Origin of the sequence: Micromonospora wenchangensis, assembly GCF_002210435.1 — a bacterium.
Lineage (GTDB): Bacteria > Actinomycetota > Actinomycetes > Mycobacteriales > Micromonosporaceae > Micromonospora > Micromonospora wenchangensis.
Genome location: NZ_MZMV01000032.1, coordinates 39,432 through 58,630, shown reverse-complemented (window position 1 = coordinate 58,630; position 19,199 = coordinate 39,432). Strand labels below are relative to the sequence as shown.

Annotated in this window: 19 protein-coding genes; 10 read left to right on the top strand and 9 right to left on the bottom strand. The window is 74.2% G+C overall.

Annotation, left to right across the window (positions count from 1 at the left end; translation table 11 throughout):
- Positions 1–96 precede the first annotated feature (96 nt).
- The 5 genes from B5D80_RS19255 to B5D80_RS19235 all read left to right on the top strand — a co-directional run bounded on the left by B5D80_RS19255 (position 97) and on the right by B5D80_RS19235 (position 4,597).
- Entirely contained in the window at positions 97–1,881 is a 1,785-nt protein-coding gene (locus tag B5D80_RS19255) for a PP2C family protein-serine/threonine phosphatase (RefSeq protein WP_088645279.1), read from the top strand.
- Positions 1,878–2,915, top strand: coding sequence for a cobalamin B12-binding domain-containing protein (locus tag B5D80_RS19250; RefSeq protein WP_088645278.1), 1,038 nt, complete (start codon positions 1,878–1,880; stop codon positions 2,913–2,915). The genes B5D80_RS19255 and B5D80_RS19250 overlap by 4 nt, the downstream gene beginning before the upstream one ends.
- An 85-nt stretch (positions 2,916–3,000) precedes the next feature.
- Positions 3,001–3,348 (top strand): STAS domain-containing protein, encoded by a 348-nt coding sequence (locus B5D80_RS19245; RefSeq protein ID WP_088645277.1) that lies wholly within the window; start codon positions 3,001–3,003, stop codon positions 3,346–3,348.
- 128 nt (positions 3,349–3,476) lie between these two features.
- Entirely contained in the window at positions 3,477–3,923 is a 447-nt protein-coding gene (locus B5D80_RS19240) for a response regulator (RefSeq protein ID WP_088645276.1), read from the top strand.
- Positions 3,924–4,069: 146 nt separating this feature from the next.
- Entirely contained in the window at positions 4,070–4,597 is a 528-nt protein-coding gene (locus tag B5D80_RS19235; RefSeq protein ID WP_088645275.1) for an ATPase, read from the top strand.
- A 19-nt stretch (positions 4,598–4,616) separates the two neighbouring features.
- On the opposite strand, the gene B5D80_RS19230 is transcribed toward B5D80_RS19235, so the two are convergent.
- The 3 genes from B5D80_RS19230 to B5D80_RS19220 form a co-directional block, all read right to left on the bottom strand.
- A complete protein-coding gene (locus tag B5D80_RS19230) occupies positions 4,617–5,444 on the bottom strand; it encodes a hypothetical protein (protein ID WP_169733081.1) in 828 nt (275 codons plus the stop codon).
- A 273-nt stretch (positions 5,445–5,717) separates the two neighbouring features.
- On the bottom strand, positions 5,718–6,143 hold the full coding sequence (locus B5D80_RS19225; RefSeq protein ID WP_088645274.1) for an OsmC family protein: 426 nt from the start codon (positions 6,141–6,143) through the stop codon (positions 5,718–5,720).
- Between the two features lie 77 nt (positions 6,144–6,220).
- On the bottom strand, positions 6,221–7,171 hold the full coding sequence (locus B5D80_RS19220) for a serine/threonine-protein kinase (protein WP_088645273.1): 951 nt from the start codon (positions 7,169–7,171) through the stop codon (positions 6,221–6,223).
- Between the two features lie 213 nt (positions 7,172–7,384).
- Here B5D80_RS19220 and B5D80_RS19215 point away from each other — a divergent pair, with 213 nt between their 5' ends.
- The 5 genes from B5D80_RS19215 (at position 7,385) to B5D80_RS19195 (ending at position 13,792) form a co-directional block, all read left to right on the top strand.
- Positions 7,385–7,618, top strand: a complete 234-nt coding sequence (locus B5D80_RS19215) for a hypothetical protein (RefSeq protein ID WP_088645308.1) — start codon at positions 7,385–7,387, stop codon at positions 7,616–7,618.
- A 154-nt stretch (positions 7,619–7,772) separates the two neighbouring features.
- Positions 7,773–8,519 (top strand): response regulator transcription factor, encoded by a 747-nt coding sequence (locus B5D80_RS19210; protein ID WP_088645272.1) that lies wholly within the window; start codon positions 7,773–7,775, stop codon positions 8,517–8,519.
- 52 nt (positions 8,520–8,571) lie between these two features.
- Positions 8,572–10,104: a sensor histidine kinase gene (locus tag B5D80_RS19205; protein WP_245854770.1), complete on the top strand. Its 1,533-nt coding sequence runs from the start codon at positions 8,572–8,574 to the stop codon at positions 10,102–10,104.
- Between the two features lie 44 nt (positions 10,105–10,148).
- Positions 10,149–12,569 carry a glycosyltransferase family 39 protein gene (locus B5D80_RS19200; protein WP_088645270.1) on the top strand — a complete coding sequence of 807 codons (2,421 nt, stop codon included), beginning with the start codon at positions 10,149–10,151 and terminating at the stop codon, positions 12,567–12,569.
- Positions 12,566–13,792, top strand: a complete 1,227-nt coding sequence (locus tag B5D80_RS19195) for a bifunctional glycosyltransferase family 2/GtrA family protein (RefSeq protein WP_088645269.1) — start codon at positions 12,566–12,568, stop codon at positions 13,790–13,792. Before B5D80_RS19200 ends, B5D80_RS19195 begins: the two co-directional genes overlap by 4 nt.
- Before the next feature lie 111 nt (positions 13,793–13,903).
- Here B5D80_RS19195 and B5D80_RS19190 read toward each other — a convergent pair whose 3' ends face one another.
- From B5D80_RS19190 to B5D80_RS19165, 6 genes are read right to left on the bottom strand one after another with little or no spacing between them, the layout of a single operon-like run.
- The gene (locus B5D80_RS19190) at positions 13,904–14,974 is read right to left on the bottom strand and encodes a LacI family DNA-binding transcriptional regulator (protein ID WP_088645268.1); all 1,071 of its coding nucleotides are present in this window, start codon (positions 14,972–14,974) and stop codon (positions 13,904–13,906) included.
- A 39-nt stretch (positions 14,975–15,013) separates the two neighbouring features.
- Positions 15,014–15,676 (bottom strand): SDR family NAD(P)-dependent oxidoreductase, encoded by a 663-nt coding sequence (locus B5D80_RS33415; protein ID WP_158224218.1) that lies wholly within the window; start codon positions 15,674–15,676, stop codon positions 15,014–15,016.
- Entirely contained in the window at positions 15,673–16,455 is a 783-nt protein-coding gene (locus B5D80_RS19180) for an HpcH/HpaI aldolase family protein (RefSeq protein WP_088645267.1), read from the bottom strand. Before B5D80_RS19180 ends, B5D80_RS33415 begins: the two co-directional genes overlap by 4 nt.
- A complete protein-coding gene (locus B5D80_RS19175; protein ID WP_088645266.1) occupies positions 16,455–17,552 on the bottom strand; it encodes an ABC transporter substrate-binding protein in 1,098 nt (365 codons plus the stop codon). Before B5D80_RS19175 ends, B5D80_RS19180 begins: the two co-directional genes overlap by 1 nt.
- Positions 17,549–18,409 (bottom strand): ABC transporter permease, encoded by an 861-nt coding sequence (locus B5D80_RS19170; protein WP_088645265.1) that lies wholly within the window; start codon positions 18,407–18,409, stop codon positions 17,549–17,551. Before B5D80_RS19170 ends, B5D80_RS19175 begins: the two co-directional genes overlap by 4 nt.
- Entirely contained in the window at positions 18,406–19,197 is a 792-nt protein-coding gene (locus B5D80_RS19165; RefSeq protein WP_228544614.1) for an ABC transporter ATP-binding protein, read from the bottom strand. Before B5D80_RS19165 ends, B5D80_RS19170 begins: the two co-directional genes overlap by 4 nt.
- Positions 19,198–19,199 lie beyond the last annotated feature (2 nt).

Below are 19,199 nucleotides of genomic sequence, written 5' to 3'. Positions count from 1 at the left end.
GCCCGCGTTCCGGCGTAGGCTGAGCGGAACAGATTGGAACATACGGCCTACATCCGGGAGGTGCCGGATGGTGACAAGGGGAGCGGGGCTCAGCTGGTGAGTGCTGCCGACGTCAGGGGTTTCGACCCGGGCGACGGACGGATCTCCACGCCGAGTGCCGGTCGGGCCGCGGCGCGGTCCGCCGGCGCGCCCGCCGGGCTGCCGCCGTTGGCCCCCGACCGGGTCGGCCCCGACCCCGCCCGACCCGACCCGGACCGCGTGGACCCGGCCTGGTCCGAGGTCGTCGAACACTTCCGGGAGGGCCTGGTCGTCTGCGACGCCGACGGGGTGGTCCGGCACGTCAGCCCGGTCGCCGAGCGGCTGCTGCCCGAGGTGTCGCCCGGCCGTCCCCTGGCCGCCTCCGGTCTCGCCGTGCTGACCGGTGCCGCCGCCGAGCCCGACGGGTTCGGTCACCACGGTCGGCGGCTGCGCATCCGCCGGGTGCCGCTGTCCGGCTCCCGGAGCTGTCTCTACGTCGAGGACGTCACCGACAGCGTCTCCCGGGCCGACGCGCTGCTCGCCGAGCGGGCCCGGTCGGCCTTCCTCGCCGTGGTCGGCGAGAAGCTGGGCAACCCGCTGCACCCGGACCGGGCCGCCGCCGCCGTGGTCCGGCTCACCGTGCCCACCCTGGCCGAGGTGGCGGTGCTGGTGCTCGCCCCCCGCTCCGGGCGGGCCCGGTGGTGGCGGGCGACCCGGGCCGACGACGAGTCGCCCACGGTGGACAGTGGCGTGCTGCCCGCCGCCGCGCTGCCCCCGGCGATCGTCGAGGGGCTGTCCGGGGTGGAACCGCACGCGGTGGACTGGTTGGTCGACCAGGCGGTCGAGGCCGGTTGGCTGCCGGGGCTGAGCGCCCGCGAGGTGACCGCCCGGGTGGTCCCGCTGCCCGGTCGGGACGCCCCGGCGGGTGTGCTGCTGGTGGCCCGGCGTACCCGCTGGTACGACGACGCCGACGTGGAGCTGGTCCGGGCCTTCGCCGCCCGGGCCGGCGCGGCGCTCACCACCGCGGTCCTCTACCGCAACCAGGCCGAGGTGGCCGACACCCTCCAGGCCAGCTTGGTGCCGGTGGAGCCGGCCGGCGTGGCGGGGGTGCAGTGGGGCACGGCGTACCGGCCCTCCCAGGCGAGCCTGCGCATCGGCGGGGACTTCTACGGCGCGCACCGGCTGGCCGACGGCGGTGCGGTGTTCTTCCTCGGTGACGTCTCCGGCAAGGGGGTGGAGGCGGCGGTGTTCACCGGCCAGCTCCGCCAGTGCCTCCAGGCGCTCTACCGGGTCGAGCCGCGGCCCGGCTCGCTGCTGAAGCTGCTCAACGACGCCCTGCTGGAGACCACCCAGGCGCACGGGCAGGGCCGGTTCGCCACCATGGTGCTCGGGGTGGTGCGTCCGCACCGCGACGGTGGCCTGTCGCTGACCCTGGCCGGTGGCGGGCACCTGCCGCCGCTGGTGCTGCGCCACGGCGGCGAGGTGGAGACGGTGCCGCTGAGCGGGATGCTGATCGGGGTGGTCCCCGACCCGCGCATCGGCGAGGTCACCGTCCGGCTGGCCGTGGGGGAGACCTGCCTGCTCTACAGCGACGGGGTGACCGAGGCCCGGGGCGGTCGGCGCGGCGACGAGCAGTTCGGTCAGGACCGGTTGGTCCACGCCGTCACCGGCTGCCACCGGATGCCCGCTGCGGCGCTCGCCGAGCGGGTCGAGCAGGTCACCTGCGACTGGCTGGCGCACGGCGACCACGACGACATCGCGGTGCTCGCCCTGCGGGCCACCGGACCGGGCGGTCGCCCCCGGCGGCACCTGCACTCCGTGCCGGCCGTGCCGGAGGACCCGGCCGGGGAGGCGACGTCGTGACCGCCCCGACCGAGCCGTACCGGGCCTTCGGCGACTTCCTCGCCTGCCTGGAGGAGGCGGACGAGTACGGCGCGATCGAGGTGGTCACCGGGCTGCTCGACGCCGGCGTCCCGGCGGAGCGGGTGCTGCTCGACCTGGTCGCCCCGGCCCAGTCCGAGGTGGGCGAGCGGTGGGCCCGCAACGAGTGGAGCGTGGCGCAGGAGCACGCCGCGACGCACATCAGCGAACGGGCGGTGGCGGCGGTCGCCGGGTACGCCGCTCCACGTCCGACCCGGGGACGGATCGTGGTGGCCTGCATGGACGGTGAGTGGCACGCCCTGCCGCCCCGGCTGGTCGCCGAGGTGCTGCGGCTGCGCGGCTGGCAGGTGACCTTCCTGGGCGCCAGTGTGCCGGCAGCCCACCTGGTGTCGTACCTGCACCGGCACGACGCGCACGCGGTCGCGTTGGCCTGCGCCCTGCCGATGCGGTTGCCGCAGGCGCACCGGATGGTCGAGGCGTGCCGGCGTTCGGACGTACCCGTGGTGGTCGGTGGGCGTGGGTTCGGCGTGGACGGCCGGTGGGCCCGGCGGCTCGGGGTCGCCTGGGCCCCGGACGCCCCGGGCGCGGCCGGCCTGGTCGCCGACGAGCGGGCCCTGCGCCGGGTGCCCCCGGCGGACCTGTCCCACCTCGCCGACGACGAGTACGCCAGCCTGGTGAAGCGGCGCGGCGAGCTGATCGACTCGGCGGTGGCGGACCTGCGGGCCCGGGTGCCGTCGGTGGGGGAGTACACCCCGGCCCAGTGGGACGCCACCACGGGCGACCTGGGCTACATCGTGGACTTCCTGGCCGCCGCCGTCTACGTCGACGACGGGGAGCTGTTCACCGACTTCGTGACATGGCTGGTGGCGATCCTGACCAGTCGGGGGGTGCCGGCCGGGTCGGTCGCCGCGACCCTGGGGCACTACCGGCGCGTCCTGCGGGACTTCCCCCGGGCGGGGCGGTTCCTGGCGCTCGGCGCGGCGGCGACCGTCGCGTCCGGCGGGGTACGGCACTGACGCGCCTTGCGGGCCCGCGGGGAGGCGCCGCGTATACTTGCTGCACTGCAAGGGTCTACCTGTGGTGGGAGCGAGAGGGACGACGTTGACCTTCACCGTGACGCACGCCGAGCGGGACGGTGGCGGCGTGTGTCTGCGGCTCACCGGTGAGCTGGACCTCAGCTCGGCCGGGGCACTCAACACCGAGATCGACCGGCTCGCCGCGGGCGGCGAGCGGCACCTGCTGCTCGACCTCACCGAGCTGACCTTCTGCGACTCCACGGGCATCGCGGCCTTCGTCCGTGGGGACAACCTCGCCACCGAGCGGGGTGGCTGGCTGCGGCTGTACGGGGCGACCGGCCGGGTGGACCGGGTCCTCCAGATCACCGGCCTGGCCGACGTGCTGCGCTATCAGCCCGACACCGCCGACCCGCGGTCGCCGTCCGCCCGGTGATGGGCTAAATTTCCCCGCCAGCGGGTGACCGCGCAGTTCCCGCTCCGCGGGTGACCGCGTTCGGTCAGGCCGCCAACGGGGTACCGAGACCGTCGTCCCCCGCTCGCCGACACAGACAGGTTGGACCCATGGACCGAGGCGCCACGAACCCCGTCCGCATCCTGGTGGTCGACGACGACCCGGGTGACGTGCTGATGATCGAGGAAGCGCTGGCGGACTCCGGCATCGCCAAGGTCATCGACGTGGTCGGTGACGGTCAGGAGGCGATGGAGTTCCTGCGGCAGGAGGGCCGGCACGTCGACGCCCGGCGACCCGACGTGATCCTGCTCGACCTGAACATGCCCCGGATGGACGGGCGGCAGGTGCTCGGCGAGGTCAAGCAGGACGACGACCTGCGCACCATCCCGATCGTGGTGTTGACCACCTCCAACGCGGACACCGACATCGTGGGCAGCTACAGCCTCCAGGCCAACGCCTACGTCACCAAGCCGATCGACCTGGACGACTTCAACGACGTGGTGCGCCGCATCGACGAGTTCTTCGGTCGGGTCGTGGTGCTGCCCAAGCGTTCCTGACCGCCCGGGGTGTCCCGACGTGTCGGGTCCGCCCCGGGAGCCGCCCCGCAATTGCTGAACATTTTTCTCGAACCGCCCCGGGGGTCGTCGGCTGCCGCGAGGATCGAGCTGGGACAGACGTACCAGCTTCCTGGGGGGCGACACGTATGAGGTTCTCCGTCGTTGAGTCCGGCTACGACCGGCGACAGGTCGATTCCTGCCTGGACGAGCTCGGAGTCCGGTTGACCCGGCTCGCCGCGCGGGCGGAGGTGATCGCCGGCGCGGGGCGGGACTGGGACCAGATCCGCCAGGAGACCACCCTGCTCCTGGCGATGGTCGACCGGCGGCGGGCCGACGCCGACCGGGGCGCGGCCCGGCCGGCGGCCCCGCGTACGGCAGGCGAGCTGCTGGCCCGGGCGCGCGCCGAGCTGGACGCCGCCCGGGAGGAGGCCCGGCAGTTGCGCGAGCGGGTGTACGCCGAGGCGGTGCAGGCCCGCCGCGAGTTCGAGGCGTCGCTGCACGAACGGCGGCACCGGGCGGCCCGGGTCGACCAGCTTCTGACCGGGCTGACCGTCGGGACCGTGCCGGTCGACACCCCGACCGCCGCCGCCGGGGGTGTCCCGGCCACCCGGGTCGCCACCGGCACCGACGAGGTGACGGTCGACCTGCCCGAGCCGGGCACCCGGGTCGCCTGAACCGCCAGGCGGGGCCGGTTCAGAGCAGCGCGTCGACCACGGTGGAGGCCCGGTCCTCGTGCCGCGCGTACGCGCCGGGGTAGGCGGAGATCTGCACGGCCTGTGCGGCGGCGGTGATGCTGAGCTGCCGCCAGCCGGGGACCTCGGCCAGCGCGGAGTAGAACGCCCGCGCCGCGTAGGCGGGGCGCATCAGCTGGGCCACCGTGCCCCAACCGCTGCTCGGGCGCTGCTGGAACAGGCCCACCGAGTCGTGGTCCGAGCCGCTGCCCTGGTGCGGGTGGTCGTACGACTCGGGCAGCACGTCGCTGGCGAGGTTGTGCAGGTCGCTCTCCTGCATGGCGGTGGCCACCGCGACCACCAGGCCCCGGCGCGGCACCCCCAGCTCCACGCCGACCTCGACGATCACCCGGGCGTTGTCCATCTGCACCCGGGTGAGCCCGGCGACCGGGCGGGGTCGGGCCGGCTTCGTCGGCTCCGGCGCGGTGCCGCGGGTGGCCGACGGGTGGGGACTGGCCGGCAGGGGACTGGCCGGTAGGGCCGCCCGCTCCCGGGCCCGGGAGGCCCGCTGCTCCTCGGCGGACCGGTCGGCCAGCGCCTCCTGCGCCGGCCGGGGCTGCCGGTCGACCCGGTGCGTCCCGGCCAGCGCGACAAGTCCCAGGCAGCAGGTCACGCCACCGGCGAGGACGATCCGGGCGGGCGTCGAGGCGAGCGCGGCACCGATGCCCCGGCGGGGTGGTTCCGGCGCGCGGTGCCGGCCGATCCTCCGTTCGTCCGAGGCCACCCGGGTCGAAGGGGTGGCCTGGCGGTTCCGGGGCGGCTGCTGCGCGGCGGTCTCGTCGGGGTGCACCCGACGAGGTTAGAGAGGTTTCTGCTGCTGACCGGCGATGGTATGGGTGGCCTACGCCACAATCGGCCGGAATCCGCCCGGATATTCTCCGCGTCTCCCTGTCAAAGCCCTGAACCATCCATGTTGCTTTTGTCGGCTATGCCGCCCAGACAAGGATGAAGCGGGCGGACGCCGGCGGTTTCGGGACGTCGGCCGGGACCCGAACGAACGGTGGAGGCGACGTCCGCCGTCCCGGTGGCGTCACCTCGCCCGGACGTCGCGTGGCGTCCACGCTCAGTGCCGGCCGTTCTCGGCCGCGCTCACGGTCAGCCGGTGCCGGCTGCTGTCGTCGCTGGAGAACGGCCACAGCCGGTCGGCGTACGCGACCAGTTCGGCCAACTGTTCCCGGCTCAACCCGGCCGACGAGATGCTGGCGTGCACGTCGGCCCGGTACCGGCCGTCGTCGTCGCGCCCCAGCTTCGCCTCGGCGGTCACCTGCACCGTGTGCGCCTCGTCGGTGATCTCCCCGGCCGCCTCGACCGCCGCGTGGTGCAGGCAGGAGGCGAAGGCGGCGGCGAGCAACTGCTCCGGGGTCAACCCGGTGCAGTGCGGCGCGAGCGGCGACGCCAGCGCGGTGGACAGCTCACCGTCGTCGGTGCGTACGTGCCCGCCCGTGGCGGTCGCGCTGGCCTCGTGCAGCCAGGAACTCGGATCCGGCATCGCGTTCCCCCCTCATCCGTCGGCCGGGTTCCCGGCCACGAAGGGGTGAAACGCCCGCGACACGCCGACGGCCGGGATCAGACCGGTCCGGTCCGGGACCAGTCGGGCAGCGCCACCGCCTCGGTCGCCTCGGCGGCCGCCCGTTCGGTCCACGGCGACACCGGCGCGGTACGGGGCCGGGGCACCGAGGCCAGCATCGGCACGTAGACCCGGGCGTCGACCACCTCCGCCAGCTCCAGCGCCGCCACCAGACTGCTGGGCCGCTCGCGCGGGTCGTCGGCGAGACAGCGCCGGCACAGGTCGGCCACCTCGGGCGGCAGGCCCGCGACCGGCGGCAACGGCTCCGGCGTGATCTTCCGGCGGGACCCGACCAACTGGGTGGCGGTGGTCCCCGCCGCGTACGGCAGTCTCCCGGTGAGGCAGTAGTAGAGCAGCACACCGACGGCGTACATGTCGGCGGCGGGGGTGGCCGGCTGCCTGTCGAACTGCTCCGGGGCCAGGTACGCCGGAGTCCCCACCAGCACACCCTCCGGGCTGTGGTCGGGCGCACCGGCCGGGGTGGCGATACCGAAGTCGAGCACCTTCGCCCCGGACGGGGTGAGCATCACGTTTGCCGGTTTGACGTCGCGGTGCACGATGCCGTGGGCGTGCGCCGCGGCGAGCGCGGCGGCCACCTCGGCGCAGACCCGGACCGCGATCCGCCAGTCCAACGGCCCGGCCCGCAGGTGCGCGGCGAGGGTCTCGCCCTCCACCAGCTCCATCACGATGTACGGCATCTCCCGGCCGGGCAGCGTCGTCGAGGTGCCGAAGTCGTGGACGCTGGCGACGTTGGGGTGCACCAACCGGGCGGCCGACCGGGCCTCGGCCCTGATCCGCTCGACCGAGGTCTGCTCGCCCCGGTGGGCGGGGGACATCAGCTTCACCGCGACCGGCCGGTCCAGGACGATGTCGTGGGCCCGCCAGACCTCCGACATCCCACCCATGCCGATGCGCTGTTCGAGCTGGTACCGCCCGGCCAGCGTCCTCATCGACCCGCTCCCGTCCATGCCGACCGCGTCGCCGGGGTGGCGATGGCGCTGTCGAGCCGGTACCCGGCCGCTGCGCTGGGCAAACCGTACCCGCCCCGCCCCCGGACCCGGTCCCACCGGGCGGACCCGGTCGAGCCACCCCGACCCGGCCCCGGGTGCGGTAGCTTGCCGTCAGTGGCCCGCGCGACCGCCGGCCACCGGAGGGAGGCCCCGATGGGCGAGGTGACCGTACGCTTCGTCGGCGGGCCGGCCCACGACCTGGTCCGTGCCCTGCCGGCCGACCCGGCGGGGGCGCCGCCCACCCGCTGGGTGCTGCGCCACCCGGACACCCCGCCGGCCCCCGGCGGGGGCGGCCCCGACCACCTCTACCAGCGGGACCGGCCGGCCGGCGACGGCCACTGGACGATGTCCTTCGTGCACACCTACCCGACCGGCATGAGCCAGTAGCCGCCCGCCACACCGGGCCGTCGGCGGCCGGGCGCGATCCGGGGAACCGCCCCCCGACGCCGCCCGGCCGGGTACGGTCGAGCGGGGCCGCGCGCACAGCGGGCACACAGGATGCGCATAGGTCAGCGCCAGTAACCGGTCCCACGATGGGGGCATGGTGACCGACGGGCAGACCGCACCACACCGGATCGAGTTGCGCCGCCCCGACGGCGAACCCGTCCGGGTGCTGGTGGTCGACGACGAACCCACCCTGACCGACCTGCTGTCGATGGCGCTGCGCTACGAGGGCTGGCAGGTGCGCAGCGCGGGCAACGGAATGGCGGCGTTGAGCGCGGCCCGCCAGTTCCAGCCCGACGCGGTGGTGCTCGACGTGATGCTTCCCGACCTGGACGGCTTCCAGGTGCTGCGCCGGCTGCGCGAGCAGACCCCGACCGTGCCGGTGCTCTTCCTGACCGCCCGCGACGCGGTCGAGGAGCGGATCGCCGGGCTCACCGTCGGCGGCGACGACTACGTCACCAAGCCGTTCAGCCTGGAGGAGGTCATCGCCCGGCTGCGGGCCCTGCTGCGGCGTACCGGCTTCGCGGTGACCGCCCGGGAGGAGGCCGTGCTCACCGTCGGCGACCTCACCCTCGACGAGGACAGCCACGAGGTACGCCGGGGCGACGACCTGATCACCCTGACCGCCACCGAGTTCGAACTGCTGCGCTACCTGATGCGCAACCCGCGCCGGGTGCTCAGCAAGGCGCAGATCCTCGACCGGGTGTGGAACTACGACTTCGGCGGGCAGGCCAACGTGGTCGAGCTGTACATCTCGTACCTGCGCAAGAAGATCGACGTGGGACGCGCGCCGATGATCCACACCCTGCGCGGCGCCGGCTATGTCCTCAAGCCCGCGCCGTGACCGGGCCGGTCGGCTCCGCCGCCGGCTGGCCGGCGGCCCGTGGCGTCGCCGGTTGGCGGGCTGGTCCCTGCGCCGCCGGCTGGTGCTCACCGTGGTCGCGCTGCTGGCGCTGGTCAGCGTGGGCATCGGCGGGCTGACCACGGTCGCGCTACGGCACTTCCTGATCAACCAGGTCGACACCCAGCTCGCCGGGGACAACCGCCGCTTCGACAGCCGGCTGCCCTGGGACCGGACCCCGGGCCAGCCCCGCCCCCTCGACCAGGCCACCGGCCGGCAGGGGCAACCCGACCCGCCACCGACGTACCCGGTCGGCTCGATCGGGATGCGGATCGTCCCGCAGGAGCAGCCGTCGGCCCGCATCCGCAGCGCCTCCGGCGCGACCGAGGCGCTCGCCGCCGCCGACGTCGCCCCGCTGACCGGGCTGCCCGCCGACAGCAGGCCGCACACCGTCGACCTCGGCGAGCGCGGCGACTACCGGGCGGTGGCCCGCCAGGTTCCCGGCGGCGACACCCTGGTCTTCGCCATCCCGCTGCGCCCCGTGCAGGAGACCGTCTGGTGGATGGTCGTCGCCCAGGCGGGCGTCGCCACCGCCGGCCTGCTCATCGCCGGCAGCCTGGGCGCGCTGATCGTCCGGGCCACGCTGCGCCCGCTGAACCGGGTGGCGGCCACCGCCGGGCGGGTCGCCGAACTGCCGCTGGACCGGGGTGAGGTGGCGCTGTCGGTACGGGTGCCCGCCGCCGACACCGACCCGCGTACCGAGGTGGGGCAGGTCGGTGCGGCGCTGAACCGGATGCTGGGCCACGTGGCCGCCGCGCTCGCCGCCCGGCAGGCCAGCGAGACCCGGGTACGCCAGTTCGTCGCCGACGCCTCGCACGAGCTGCGGACCCCGCTGGCCGCGATCCGGGGCTACGCCGAGGTGGCCCGCCGGGGCCGGGACCGGGTGCCGTCCGACGTGGCCCACGCGTTGCGCCGGGTCGAGTCCGCCAGCACCCGGATGACCAGCCTTGTCGACGACCTGCTGCTGCTGGCCCGCCTGGACTCCGGCCGGCCGCTCGCCACCGGACCGGTCGACCTGACCGCGCTGGTGGTCGACGCGGTCAGCGACGCGCACGTGGCCGGGGGCGAACACCGGTGGCAGCTCGACCTGCCCGACGAGGCGGTGGAGGTGCCCGGCGACGCCGTCCGGCTGCACCAGGTGGTGGCGAACCTGCTCGCCAACGCGCGGGTGCACACCCCGCCCGGCACCACCGTCACCACCCGCATCGCCCCGGTGCCCGGCGCGGTGGAACTCAGCGTCACCGACGACGGCCCCGGGGTGCCCCCGGAACTGCGCGACGAGGTCTTCGAACGGTTCGCCCGAGGGGACAGCTCCCGGTCCCGGCAGCACGGCAGCACCGGCCTCGGCCTGGCCATCGTGGCGGCCGTGGTGGAGGCCCACCACGGCGGCGTCACGCTGGAGAGCCGACCGGGCCGTACGGTCTTCACCGTCCGGCTGCCGTCGTCCCCCACGCCCCCGGACTTCGCCGCGCCCGCGCCGCCGCAACCGGTCGCGCCCGCGCCGCCGGATTCCACAGCTCACGCATAGCTCGGTCACGGGGCCGCCCCAACCCGCTGTTCGAGGCTTGCCGCATGGACAGAACCGAGAGCCTGCTGACGACGCCGGCCGATCCGCCGGACGACACCGCGACCGCACCCCCGTCGGGTCCGCGCGCCGCCGCGACCGCACCGCCGGCCAGCTCGGCGTCGTCCCACCCGGACGACGCCGACCCGGCCCGCCGCGACCCGCGCTGGGTCAGACCCGCGCTGGCCGTGCTGCTGCTCGGCACCGGCCTGCTCTACCTGTGGGGCCTGGGGGAGTCCGGCTGGGCGAACTCGTTCTACTCGGCGGCGGTGCAGGCCGGCTCCGAGAGCTGGAAGGCGTTCTTCTACGGGTCCTCCGACGCGGCCAACTCGATCACCGTCGACAAGACGCCTGCCGCGCTGTGGCTGATGGCCCTGTCGGTACGGATCTTCGGGCTGAACAGCTGGGCGATCCTGGTGCCGCAGGCGCTGCTCGGCGTCGCCTCGGTAGGCGTCCTGTACGCCACCGTCCGCCGCTGGTACGGCCCGGCCGCCGGGCTGATCGCCGGGACGGTCCTGGCGCTCACCCCGGTCGCCACCCTGATGTTCCGGTTCAACAACCCGGACGCGCTGCTGGTGCTGCTACTCGTCCTCGGCGCGTACGCCACCGTGCGGGCGGTGGAGACGGCCAGCACCCGGTGGATCGTGCTGGTCGGGGTGCTGGTCGGCTTCGGCTTCCTCACCAAGATGCTCCAGGCGTTCCTGGTGGTCCCGGTCTTCGCCGGGGTCTACCTGTTGGCCGCGCCGACCGGCTTCTGGCGACGGATCCGTCAGCTGCTGCTGGCCGGCCTGGGTCTGGTCGTCGCCGCCGGCTGGTGGGTGGCCACCGTGGAGCTGGTCCCGGCCAGCGCCCGCCCGTACATCGGCGGTTCGCAGAACAACAGCATCCTGGAGCTGACCCTGGGCTACAACGGTCTCGGTCGGATCACCGGTGACGAGGAGGGCAGCGTCGGCGGTGGTGCCCGGATGGGCGGCGGCGGTGGGCCGTTCTCCGGACAGACCGGCTGGCTGCGGATGTTCGACACCGAGGTCGGCGGCCAGATCTCCTGGCTGCTGCCGGCCGCGCTGATCCTGCTCGTCGCCGGCCTGGTGCTGGCGGGCCGGGCGGCGCGTACCGACCGCCGTCGCGCCGGGCTGCTGCTGTGGGGCGGCTGGCTGCTGGTCACCGGGCTGATCTTCAGCTTCATGTCCGGCATCTTCCACGCCTACTACACGGTGGCCCTGGCGCCGGCGGTCGGTGCACTGGTCGGCATCGGCACCGTCCTGCTCTGGCGGGAACGCCGGGCCGCCGCCGGACCCGTCACCCCGGTCGCCGGTTCCGCGGTGCTCGCCGCGCCGGCCGCCGCCCCGGGTGTCGACGCCGCGACGGCCCCCGGGGTCGCCCCCGCGTCGGTGACCGGTGGTCGCCGGTCGCTGCGGTGGCGGGGGTGGTTCGCCACCGGGACCCTGGCCGTCACCCTGGCGGTGACCGCCTGGTGGTCGTGGCGGCTGCTGGGCCGCAGCGCCGACTTCCAGCCCTGGCTCCGGCCGGCCGTGCTGGTCGCCGGGCTCGCCGTGGCGGTGCTGATCCTGCTCACCCGGCGGCTGCCCCGGCGTCTGGTGCCGGTGGTGCTGGCACTCGGCGCGTCGGCCGCGCTGGCCGGCCCGGCGGCGTACGCGGCGCAGACCGCCGGCACCCCGCACACCGGGTCCATCCCGAGCGCCGGCCCGAACGTGCAGGGCGGCTTCGGTCCGGGTCGTGGTGGGCCCGGCGGCCGGATGGGCGACGGCATGGAGTTCCCCGGGGGTGGCGGTTTCCCCGGTGGCGGCGGTTTCCCCGGTGGTGGCGGCTTCCCGGGCGGCAACCGGGACGGCGGCACCGGCCGGAACGGTCAGCCTCCCGGCTTCCCCGGCGGCACCGCCAACGGCGGCACCGGCCAGTTCCCCGGCTTCCCCGGCGGCACCGGCCAGAACGGCGGTATCGGTCAGGACGGCGGTACCGGCCAGAACGGTGGCACCGGCCAGGACGGTGGGCGTACCAGGGGTGGCCAGGGGCGCACCGGCGGCGGGATGGGCGGCCTGCTCGACTCCCGGGAGCCGAGCGCCGCGCTGAAGGCGCTGCTGACGGCCGACGCCGACGACTACACCTGGGTCGCGGCGGCCGTCGGCTCCAACAACGCCTCCGGCTACCAGCTCGCCACCGGCCGGCCGGTGATGGCCGTCGGCGGCTTCAACGGCAGCGACCCGTCGCCCACCCTGGCCCGGTTCCAGGAGTACGTGGCCGCCGGGAAGATCCACTACTTCGTCGGCGGGGGCGGCTTCCGGGCCAACGGCGGCAGCTCCGCCTCCCAGGAGATCGCCACCTGGGTCGCCGGGAACTTCACCGCGCAGACCGTCGACGGGGTCACCGTCTACGACCTCACCAGCGCCGGACAGGAGGCACAGGGATGACCACGACCGGCAGTCCCCGGCCCGCCGTGCAGACCCGGACCGGCACCCCGACCGCCGTACTCGACGTGGTGGTGCCGGTCTACAACGAGGAGGCCGACCTCGGTCCCTGCGTACGTCGGCTGCACCAGCACCTCAGCGCGCACTTCCCGTACCCGTTCCGGATCACCGTGGCGGACAACGCCAGCGTCGACGGCACCCTCGCCGTGGCCGAGGCGCTCGCCGCCGAACTCCCGCACGTCGAGGTACGGCACCTGAGCGCCAAGGGACGCGGCCGGGCGCTGCGGGCCGCCTGGTCGGCCTCGGACGCCCCGGTGCTGGCGTACATGGACGTGGACCTGTCGACCGACCTGGCCGCGTTGCTGCCCCTGGTCGCCCCGCTCATCTCCGGCCACTCGGACCTCGCCATCGGCACCCGGCTGGCCCGGACCTCCCGGGTGGTGCGGGGCGCCAAGCGCGAGGTGATCTCCCGGGCCTACAACCTGCTGCTACGGGGCGCCCTCGCCGCCCGGTTCTCCGACGCGCAGTGCGGCTTCAAGGCGATCCGCGCCGACGTGGCCCGGGAGCTGCTGCCGCTGGTGCAGGACACCGGCTGGTTCTTCGACACCGAACTGCTGGTGCTCGCCCAGCGCGCCGGGCTGCGCATCCACGAGGTGCCGGTGGACTGGGTCGACGACCCGGACAGCCGGGTCGACATCGTGGCCACCGCGCTGGCGGACCTGCGCGGCATCGGCCGGCTGGGGCGGGCCCTGGTCACCGGGGCGTTGCCGCTGGCCGCGCTGCGCGCGCAGTGGGGCCGGGCGCCGCTGGCCCCCGCACCGGCGCGGGTGCCGGCCGGGCTGCCCGCACAGTTGGCCCGGTTCGCCCTGGTCGGCGTGGTCAGCACGGTGGCGTACCTGGTGCTGTTCGTGGCGACCCGGGGGATGCTCGGCGCGCAACCGGCGAACCTGCTGGCGCTGCTGGTGACGGCGGTGGGCAACACCGCGGCGAACCGTCGGCTCACCTTCGGCATCACCGGGCGGCGGGCCGCCGGCCGGCACCACCTGCAGGGGTTGCTCGCCTTCGCCCTCGGACTGGCGTTGACCAGCGGCGCGCTCGCCGCCCTGCACGCGGTCGGCACCCCGTCCCGGCCGGTCGAACTGGTCGTGCTGGTGGTCGCGAACCTGGCCGCGACGGCGCTGCGGTTCCTGCTGCTGCGCCTGGCGATGCACCACCGGCGGGGCTGACCGGCCGGGCGGTGGCGCGTCGTCGCCCGCGGGCCCCGCACGGACGGCCACCGGCACCGGGCGGCGCGGGGCCCGCCGGGCGCGGGCTGACGCCGGCGGGACGGTCCGGCGTCAGTTCACCGGCGTGACCACCCGGGACACCTCCGGCAGCGCGACGGTACGCGCCACCGCCTCCGTGGCCCCGGGGGAGAAGTCGGCGGTGGTCGCCCGGACGACCAGTTCCGGTTCCAGCCGCACCGACGTGGTGCTGCCCGAGCCGAGCAGGGTGAGCAGGGCGTGCAGGGCCTGCGAGCCCATGTCCCGCAGGGGGGTACGGATGGAGGTGAGCGGCACCAGGAGTTGGGCGTCCACGTCGATGTCGTTGTACCCGACCACCGCCACCTCCCGACCGACCCGCAGGCCGTGGTCGCGCAGGGTGCCCATCGCCCCGATCGCGGCGAAGTCGTTGACCGCGAAGACCCCGTCGGGCCGACCGGTGTCCAGCAGGCCGGCCATCGCCGAGGCCCCGCCGGCGACGTCGAAGGTGGACGGCGCGACCCACCGCGGGTCGACCGGCACGCCCCGGGCCTTCGCCGCGGCGAGGAAGCCCGCGACCCGGTCGGCGGCGGTGCTGGCGTGCCCGGGACCGGCGATCACCGCCAGCCGCCGGCAGCCCACGTCGATCAGGTGCTCGGCGGCGAGCCGACCACCGAGGCGGTCCCGGCCGGTCACCGACGGGAAACCCCGCGAGGCCCGACTGACCAGCACGAACGGAACCCCGTCGGCGGCCAGCCGGGCCAGCATCGGATCGTTGCGGCGGGCGTCACCGATGATCAGCCCGTCCACCCGTTCCCCGATCAACCGCTGGATGCGCAGCGCCCGCGCCTCGTCGTCGTCCCAGCTGCTGCTGACCACCGCCTGGTAGCCGGCGGCGGCAGCGGCGGCGTCGATGCCCTCGAAGACGGTGGCCAGCACGATGTCGGTGATCCGGGGGACCAGCACGCCGATCACCCCGGTCTTGCCGCTGCGCAGGCTGGCCGCCCAACGGTCCCGGTGGAAACCCAGCTCCCGGGCGGCGGCCACGATCCGGGCCGCGGTCGCCGGGGCGACCCGCACGTCGTCGCCGCGCAGCACCCGGGACACCGTGGAGACGTGCACACCGGTGTGGCTGGCGACGTCGCGCAGGGTCACCCGCTTGTTCACTGTGCCTCCCGTGCCGGACCGGTACCCGTACCCGGCAACCTAGCTGAGATGACTGCCCCCGTTCACATCGAAGGTCATGCCGGTGACCGTGGCGCAGGAATCGGAGAGCAGGAACAGCACGATGTCGGCGATCTCCTGCGCCGAGGAGACCCGGCCCAGTGGCATCCGGGACCGCAGCGCCGCCTTCTGTTCGGCGGTGAGCCGGTCGTGCATCGGGGTCGCCACCGGGCCGGGCGCGACGGCGTTGACCCGTACCGCCCGCGGTCCGAAGTCGACGGCCAGGTGCCGCATCAGGCCCAGCACCCCCGCCTTCGCCGCCGCGTACGCCGTGCCCGACAGCCGGGTGCCGCCGTCGCGGGCGTTGAGGCTGCTCATCAGCACCAGCGACCCGCCGCCGGCCGCCGCCATCCGGGGCACCACGGCCTGGGAGACGACGAACGCGGCGGTGAGGTTGTTGCGCAGGGTGCGTTCCCACTCGGTGAGGCTGGTCTGTTCGATGCCACCGGCGCTGACCACCCCGGCCAGGTGGGCGACCCGGCGCGGGGTGCCGATCGCGTCGACGAACTCGCCCACCGCGACCGGGTCGGCGGCGTCCACGCCGGTGGAGACGTCCAGCACGTGCACCGTCTCGCCCCGGGCGCGGGCGGTGGCGACCACCGCCGCGCCGATGCCGCTGGCCCCGCCGGTCACCAGCAGGCTCACGACGTACCGCCGAGGATCTCGTCGCGGGCCCGCCGGTAGGCGTCGGAGAGCAGCATCTCCGGCTGGGAGTAGACGACGAAGCGGACGCCCCGGTCGATCCAGCGGCGGGCCTCCTCGGCGGAGTAGGCAAGCATGCCGGCGACCCGGCCGGCGGCGACCACCCGCTCGACGAAGTCGACCGCGTGCTTCTCCACCTCCGGATGGGTGGGCTGGTAGCCCAGGCCCAGCTTGACCGACAGGTCGGCCCGGCCGAGCATCAGCACGTCGAGGTCGGCGGCGAGGATGTCGTCCAGGTTGGCCAGCCCGGTGGGGGTCTCGACCAGGGCGACCACGGTGGTGTTCCGCCCGGCCCAGGTCAGGTAGCGGTCGAAGTCGCCCCGGGCGGTGCCGTGCCCGGCGGCCCGCGCCGCCGAGCACAGCGTCCGGTCACCGACCGGCGGGTAGTGGGTCAGCCGGGCCGCCTCGACGGCCTGCTCGCCGGTCTCCACCAGCGGCAGCACCACCCCGCCGGCACCGCTGTCCAGGGACCAGAGCAGGTCCTTCTCCTCGATCCGGCGCAGCCGGACCAGCGGGGTGGTCCCCGCCGAGCCGGCCGCCCGGACCATCGCCAGCACGCTCTGCTCGTCGGCCGCGGCGTGCTCGGTGTCGACGACCAGGAAGTCGTAGCCGAGGACGCCGAGGATCTCGCCGATCGCCGGTTCCTGGAGCAGGGTCAGGCTGCCGAGGGCGACGCCACCGTCGCGCAGCACCTCGGCCAGCCGGCTCGGACGGGGAAACATCAGGACTCCAGCTTCTGGACGCTGCCGCAGTCGCGGTTGACCGGCACCTCGCCGACGATCTTCAGGGCGGCGTCGACGACGGAACCGTCGTGCCACTCACCGACCTCCGGCAGCTTCTCGATGATCTTGTTGTCGAGCAGCCACTTGCCGTCCTCGGCGACCACCGTGGCGGTGTCCACCCGACCGTTCGGGTCCATGTACGGCCACTGGTCGGTGCCGTACAGCTTGGTGATCGTCTCCGCCGGCACCTTGGTCCGCTCGGCCACGATCTTGATGACGTCGTCCTTGTTGGCCGGGTCCTGGTAGTAGCGCACACCCTCCAGCCAGCCGGCCATCCACCGGGCCGCGACCTCGGGCCGCTTGCTGATGAAGTCCTGCGACATGGTGATCAGGCCCTGCTCCTGGTTGGGCGCGACCTCGTTCATCGCCAGCACCCGCTTGGCCTGCCCGTCGGTGATGAGCTGGTACGCCAGCGGCTGCACCAGGAAGCCGGCGTCCACCGCACCGCTCTTGAGCGCGTTGGCGGTGTCCGGGTAGCTCAGCGTGACGATCTGCCCCAGGTCGGACTGCTTGAGCCCGACCTCACCCAGCGCCCGGTCCAGCCAGTACTCGGTGGTCGAACCCTTGGCCAGGATGGCGACCTTCTTGCCCTTCAGGTCGGCCACGCTCTTCAGGCCGCCGTCGAAGGCCTGGGTCCGGGCCAGCAGGAGGTTGTCCGACGCGCACCGGTACTGCTGCCGGTCGGCCACCGCCCGCACCCGCAGCCCCTGGTTGACCGCGTTGAACAACGCGCCACCGGTGCCCGGGATGTTCACGTCCAGCTTGCCCTGACCCTGCACCGCGAGCCGGGAGTAGATGTCGGCGTTGCTGAACTCCACCTCGACCTGGTGCTTGCCGAAGAAGCCCTTCGCGTCGGCCACCATCATCGGGGCCAGCGAGAGGATCTCCAGCGAGTTGACAGTCACCTTGTCGGTGCCGCCGGAGCCCGTCGACTCCGCGTCGTCACCGCAGGCCGCGGTGCCGAGCAGCAGGCTCGCCCCCAACAGCGCGGCGATGACACCCCTGTGCTTGATCGTCGTGATCCGCTTGATTGTCATGATTGGCCCTCCGTCCAGCTGAAGAAGCGCCGCTGCACGCGCAGCGTCACCGTGGTGAGGAAAAAGCCCATCGCCGCGATCACCGCGAGCGTGGCGTACATGTTGTCGATCTGATAGATCTGCCAGTACCGCCAGGTCATCGACCCGACGCCGTCACTGGCGGCGAGGAACTCACCGGCGATCGTGCCCAGCAGGGCGAGCCCCGCGGCGAGCCGGATGCCGGCGAAGATGGACGGCAACGCGCCCGGCAGGACGATCTTCCACAGGATCTGCTGCCGGCCGGCACCCAGGTTGCGGGCCATCAGGATCAGCCGCTCGTCGACCTGGAGCACCCCGGACATCGCGTTCACCACCGCCGGGAAGAACGAGATGATGCCGGCGAGCACCACGATCGGCCGCCCGCCGGTGCCGAAGATGACCAGCAGCAGCGGCAGGATCGCCACCACCGGGATCGGGTACGTGATGGCGATCAGCGGGTCGATCAGCACCCGCACCCACCGCGACCGTCCCATCGCGATGCCCAGCAGCGTCGCCGGGATCACCCCGAGCAGGAAACCGAGCAGGATGCGCTGGGCGGTGATCCCGATGTTCGGCAGCAGCTCCCCGGAGGAGAACAGGTCGACGAGGGCCTGCACGCACTCCGACGGGGCCGGGAAGAAGGTCTTGTCGATCAGCCCGGCCATGCTGCCGACCTGCCACAGCGCCAGCACCACGACCACCGGCACCATGCTGCCCAGCCCGCTGCTGAGCAGCTTGAACCCGCGACCCGGTGGGCGTTCCGCGCGGGGGTCCACCGCGTAGCGGACCACGGGTTCGTCGGTCGCCCGCTCCCGGGTCGGCGCGCTCTGCTCGCTCATCGGTCCCCCTTCGCTTCCGCCCACTCGGCCGCCAGGGTGGCGTCCCGCAACTGCGCCCACAGGTGGCGCTTCAACTCGGTGAACCGCGGGTCCAACTCGACGTCGCGGGTACGCGGCCGGGGGAACGGCACCCGGATCTCCTCGACCACCCGGGTCGGCCGGGGGCCGAGCACGATGATCCGGTCCGCCAGCAGCAGCGCCTCCTCGATGCTGTGCGTGATGAACAGGACCGTCTTGCGGTGCCTCGACCAGACCTGGAGCAGCTCGTCCTGCAACAGGGTGCGGGTCTGGGCGTCCACCGCCGCGAACGGCTCGTCCATCAGCAGGACCTCGGGGTCGCTGGCCAGCGCGCGGGCGATCCCGGCCCGCTGGCGCATCCCGCCGGACAGCTCGTGCGGCTTGTTGTCGGCGAACGCCTCGATGCCCATCATCGTCAGGTGCTCCCGGGCCACCTCCCGCCGCCGGGCGGCGGGCACCCCGCGCAGTTCCAGGCCGAACGCCACGTTGTCGGCGATGGAGCGCCACGGGATCAGCGCGTAGTCCTGCCAGACGATCGAGGTGAGCGGGCCGGCGGCGGTGCGCTCCCCGACGAACCGGATCTCCCCGTCGTCCGGCCGGCGCAGCCCGCCGAGCAGGCCGAGCAGCGTCGACTTGCCGCATCCGCTCGGACCGATCACGCAGATGAACTCCTGCGCCTCGATCGTGGTGCTGAGGCTGCCGACCACCGACAGCCGGCTCCCGTCGGCCCGGGGATACCCCTTGGCCACGTTGTCGATCTCGATGCGCATGG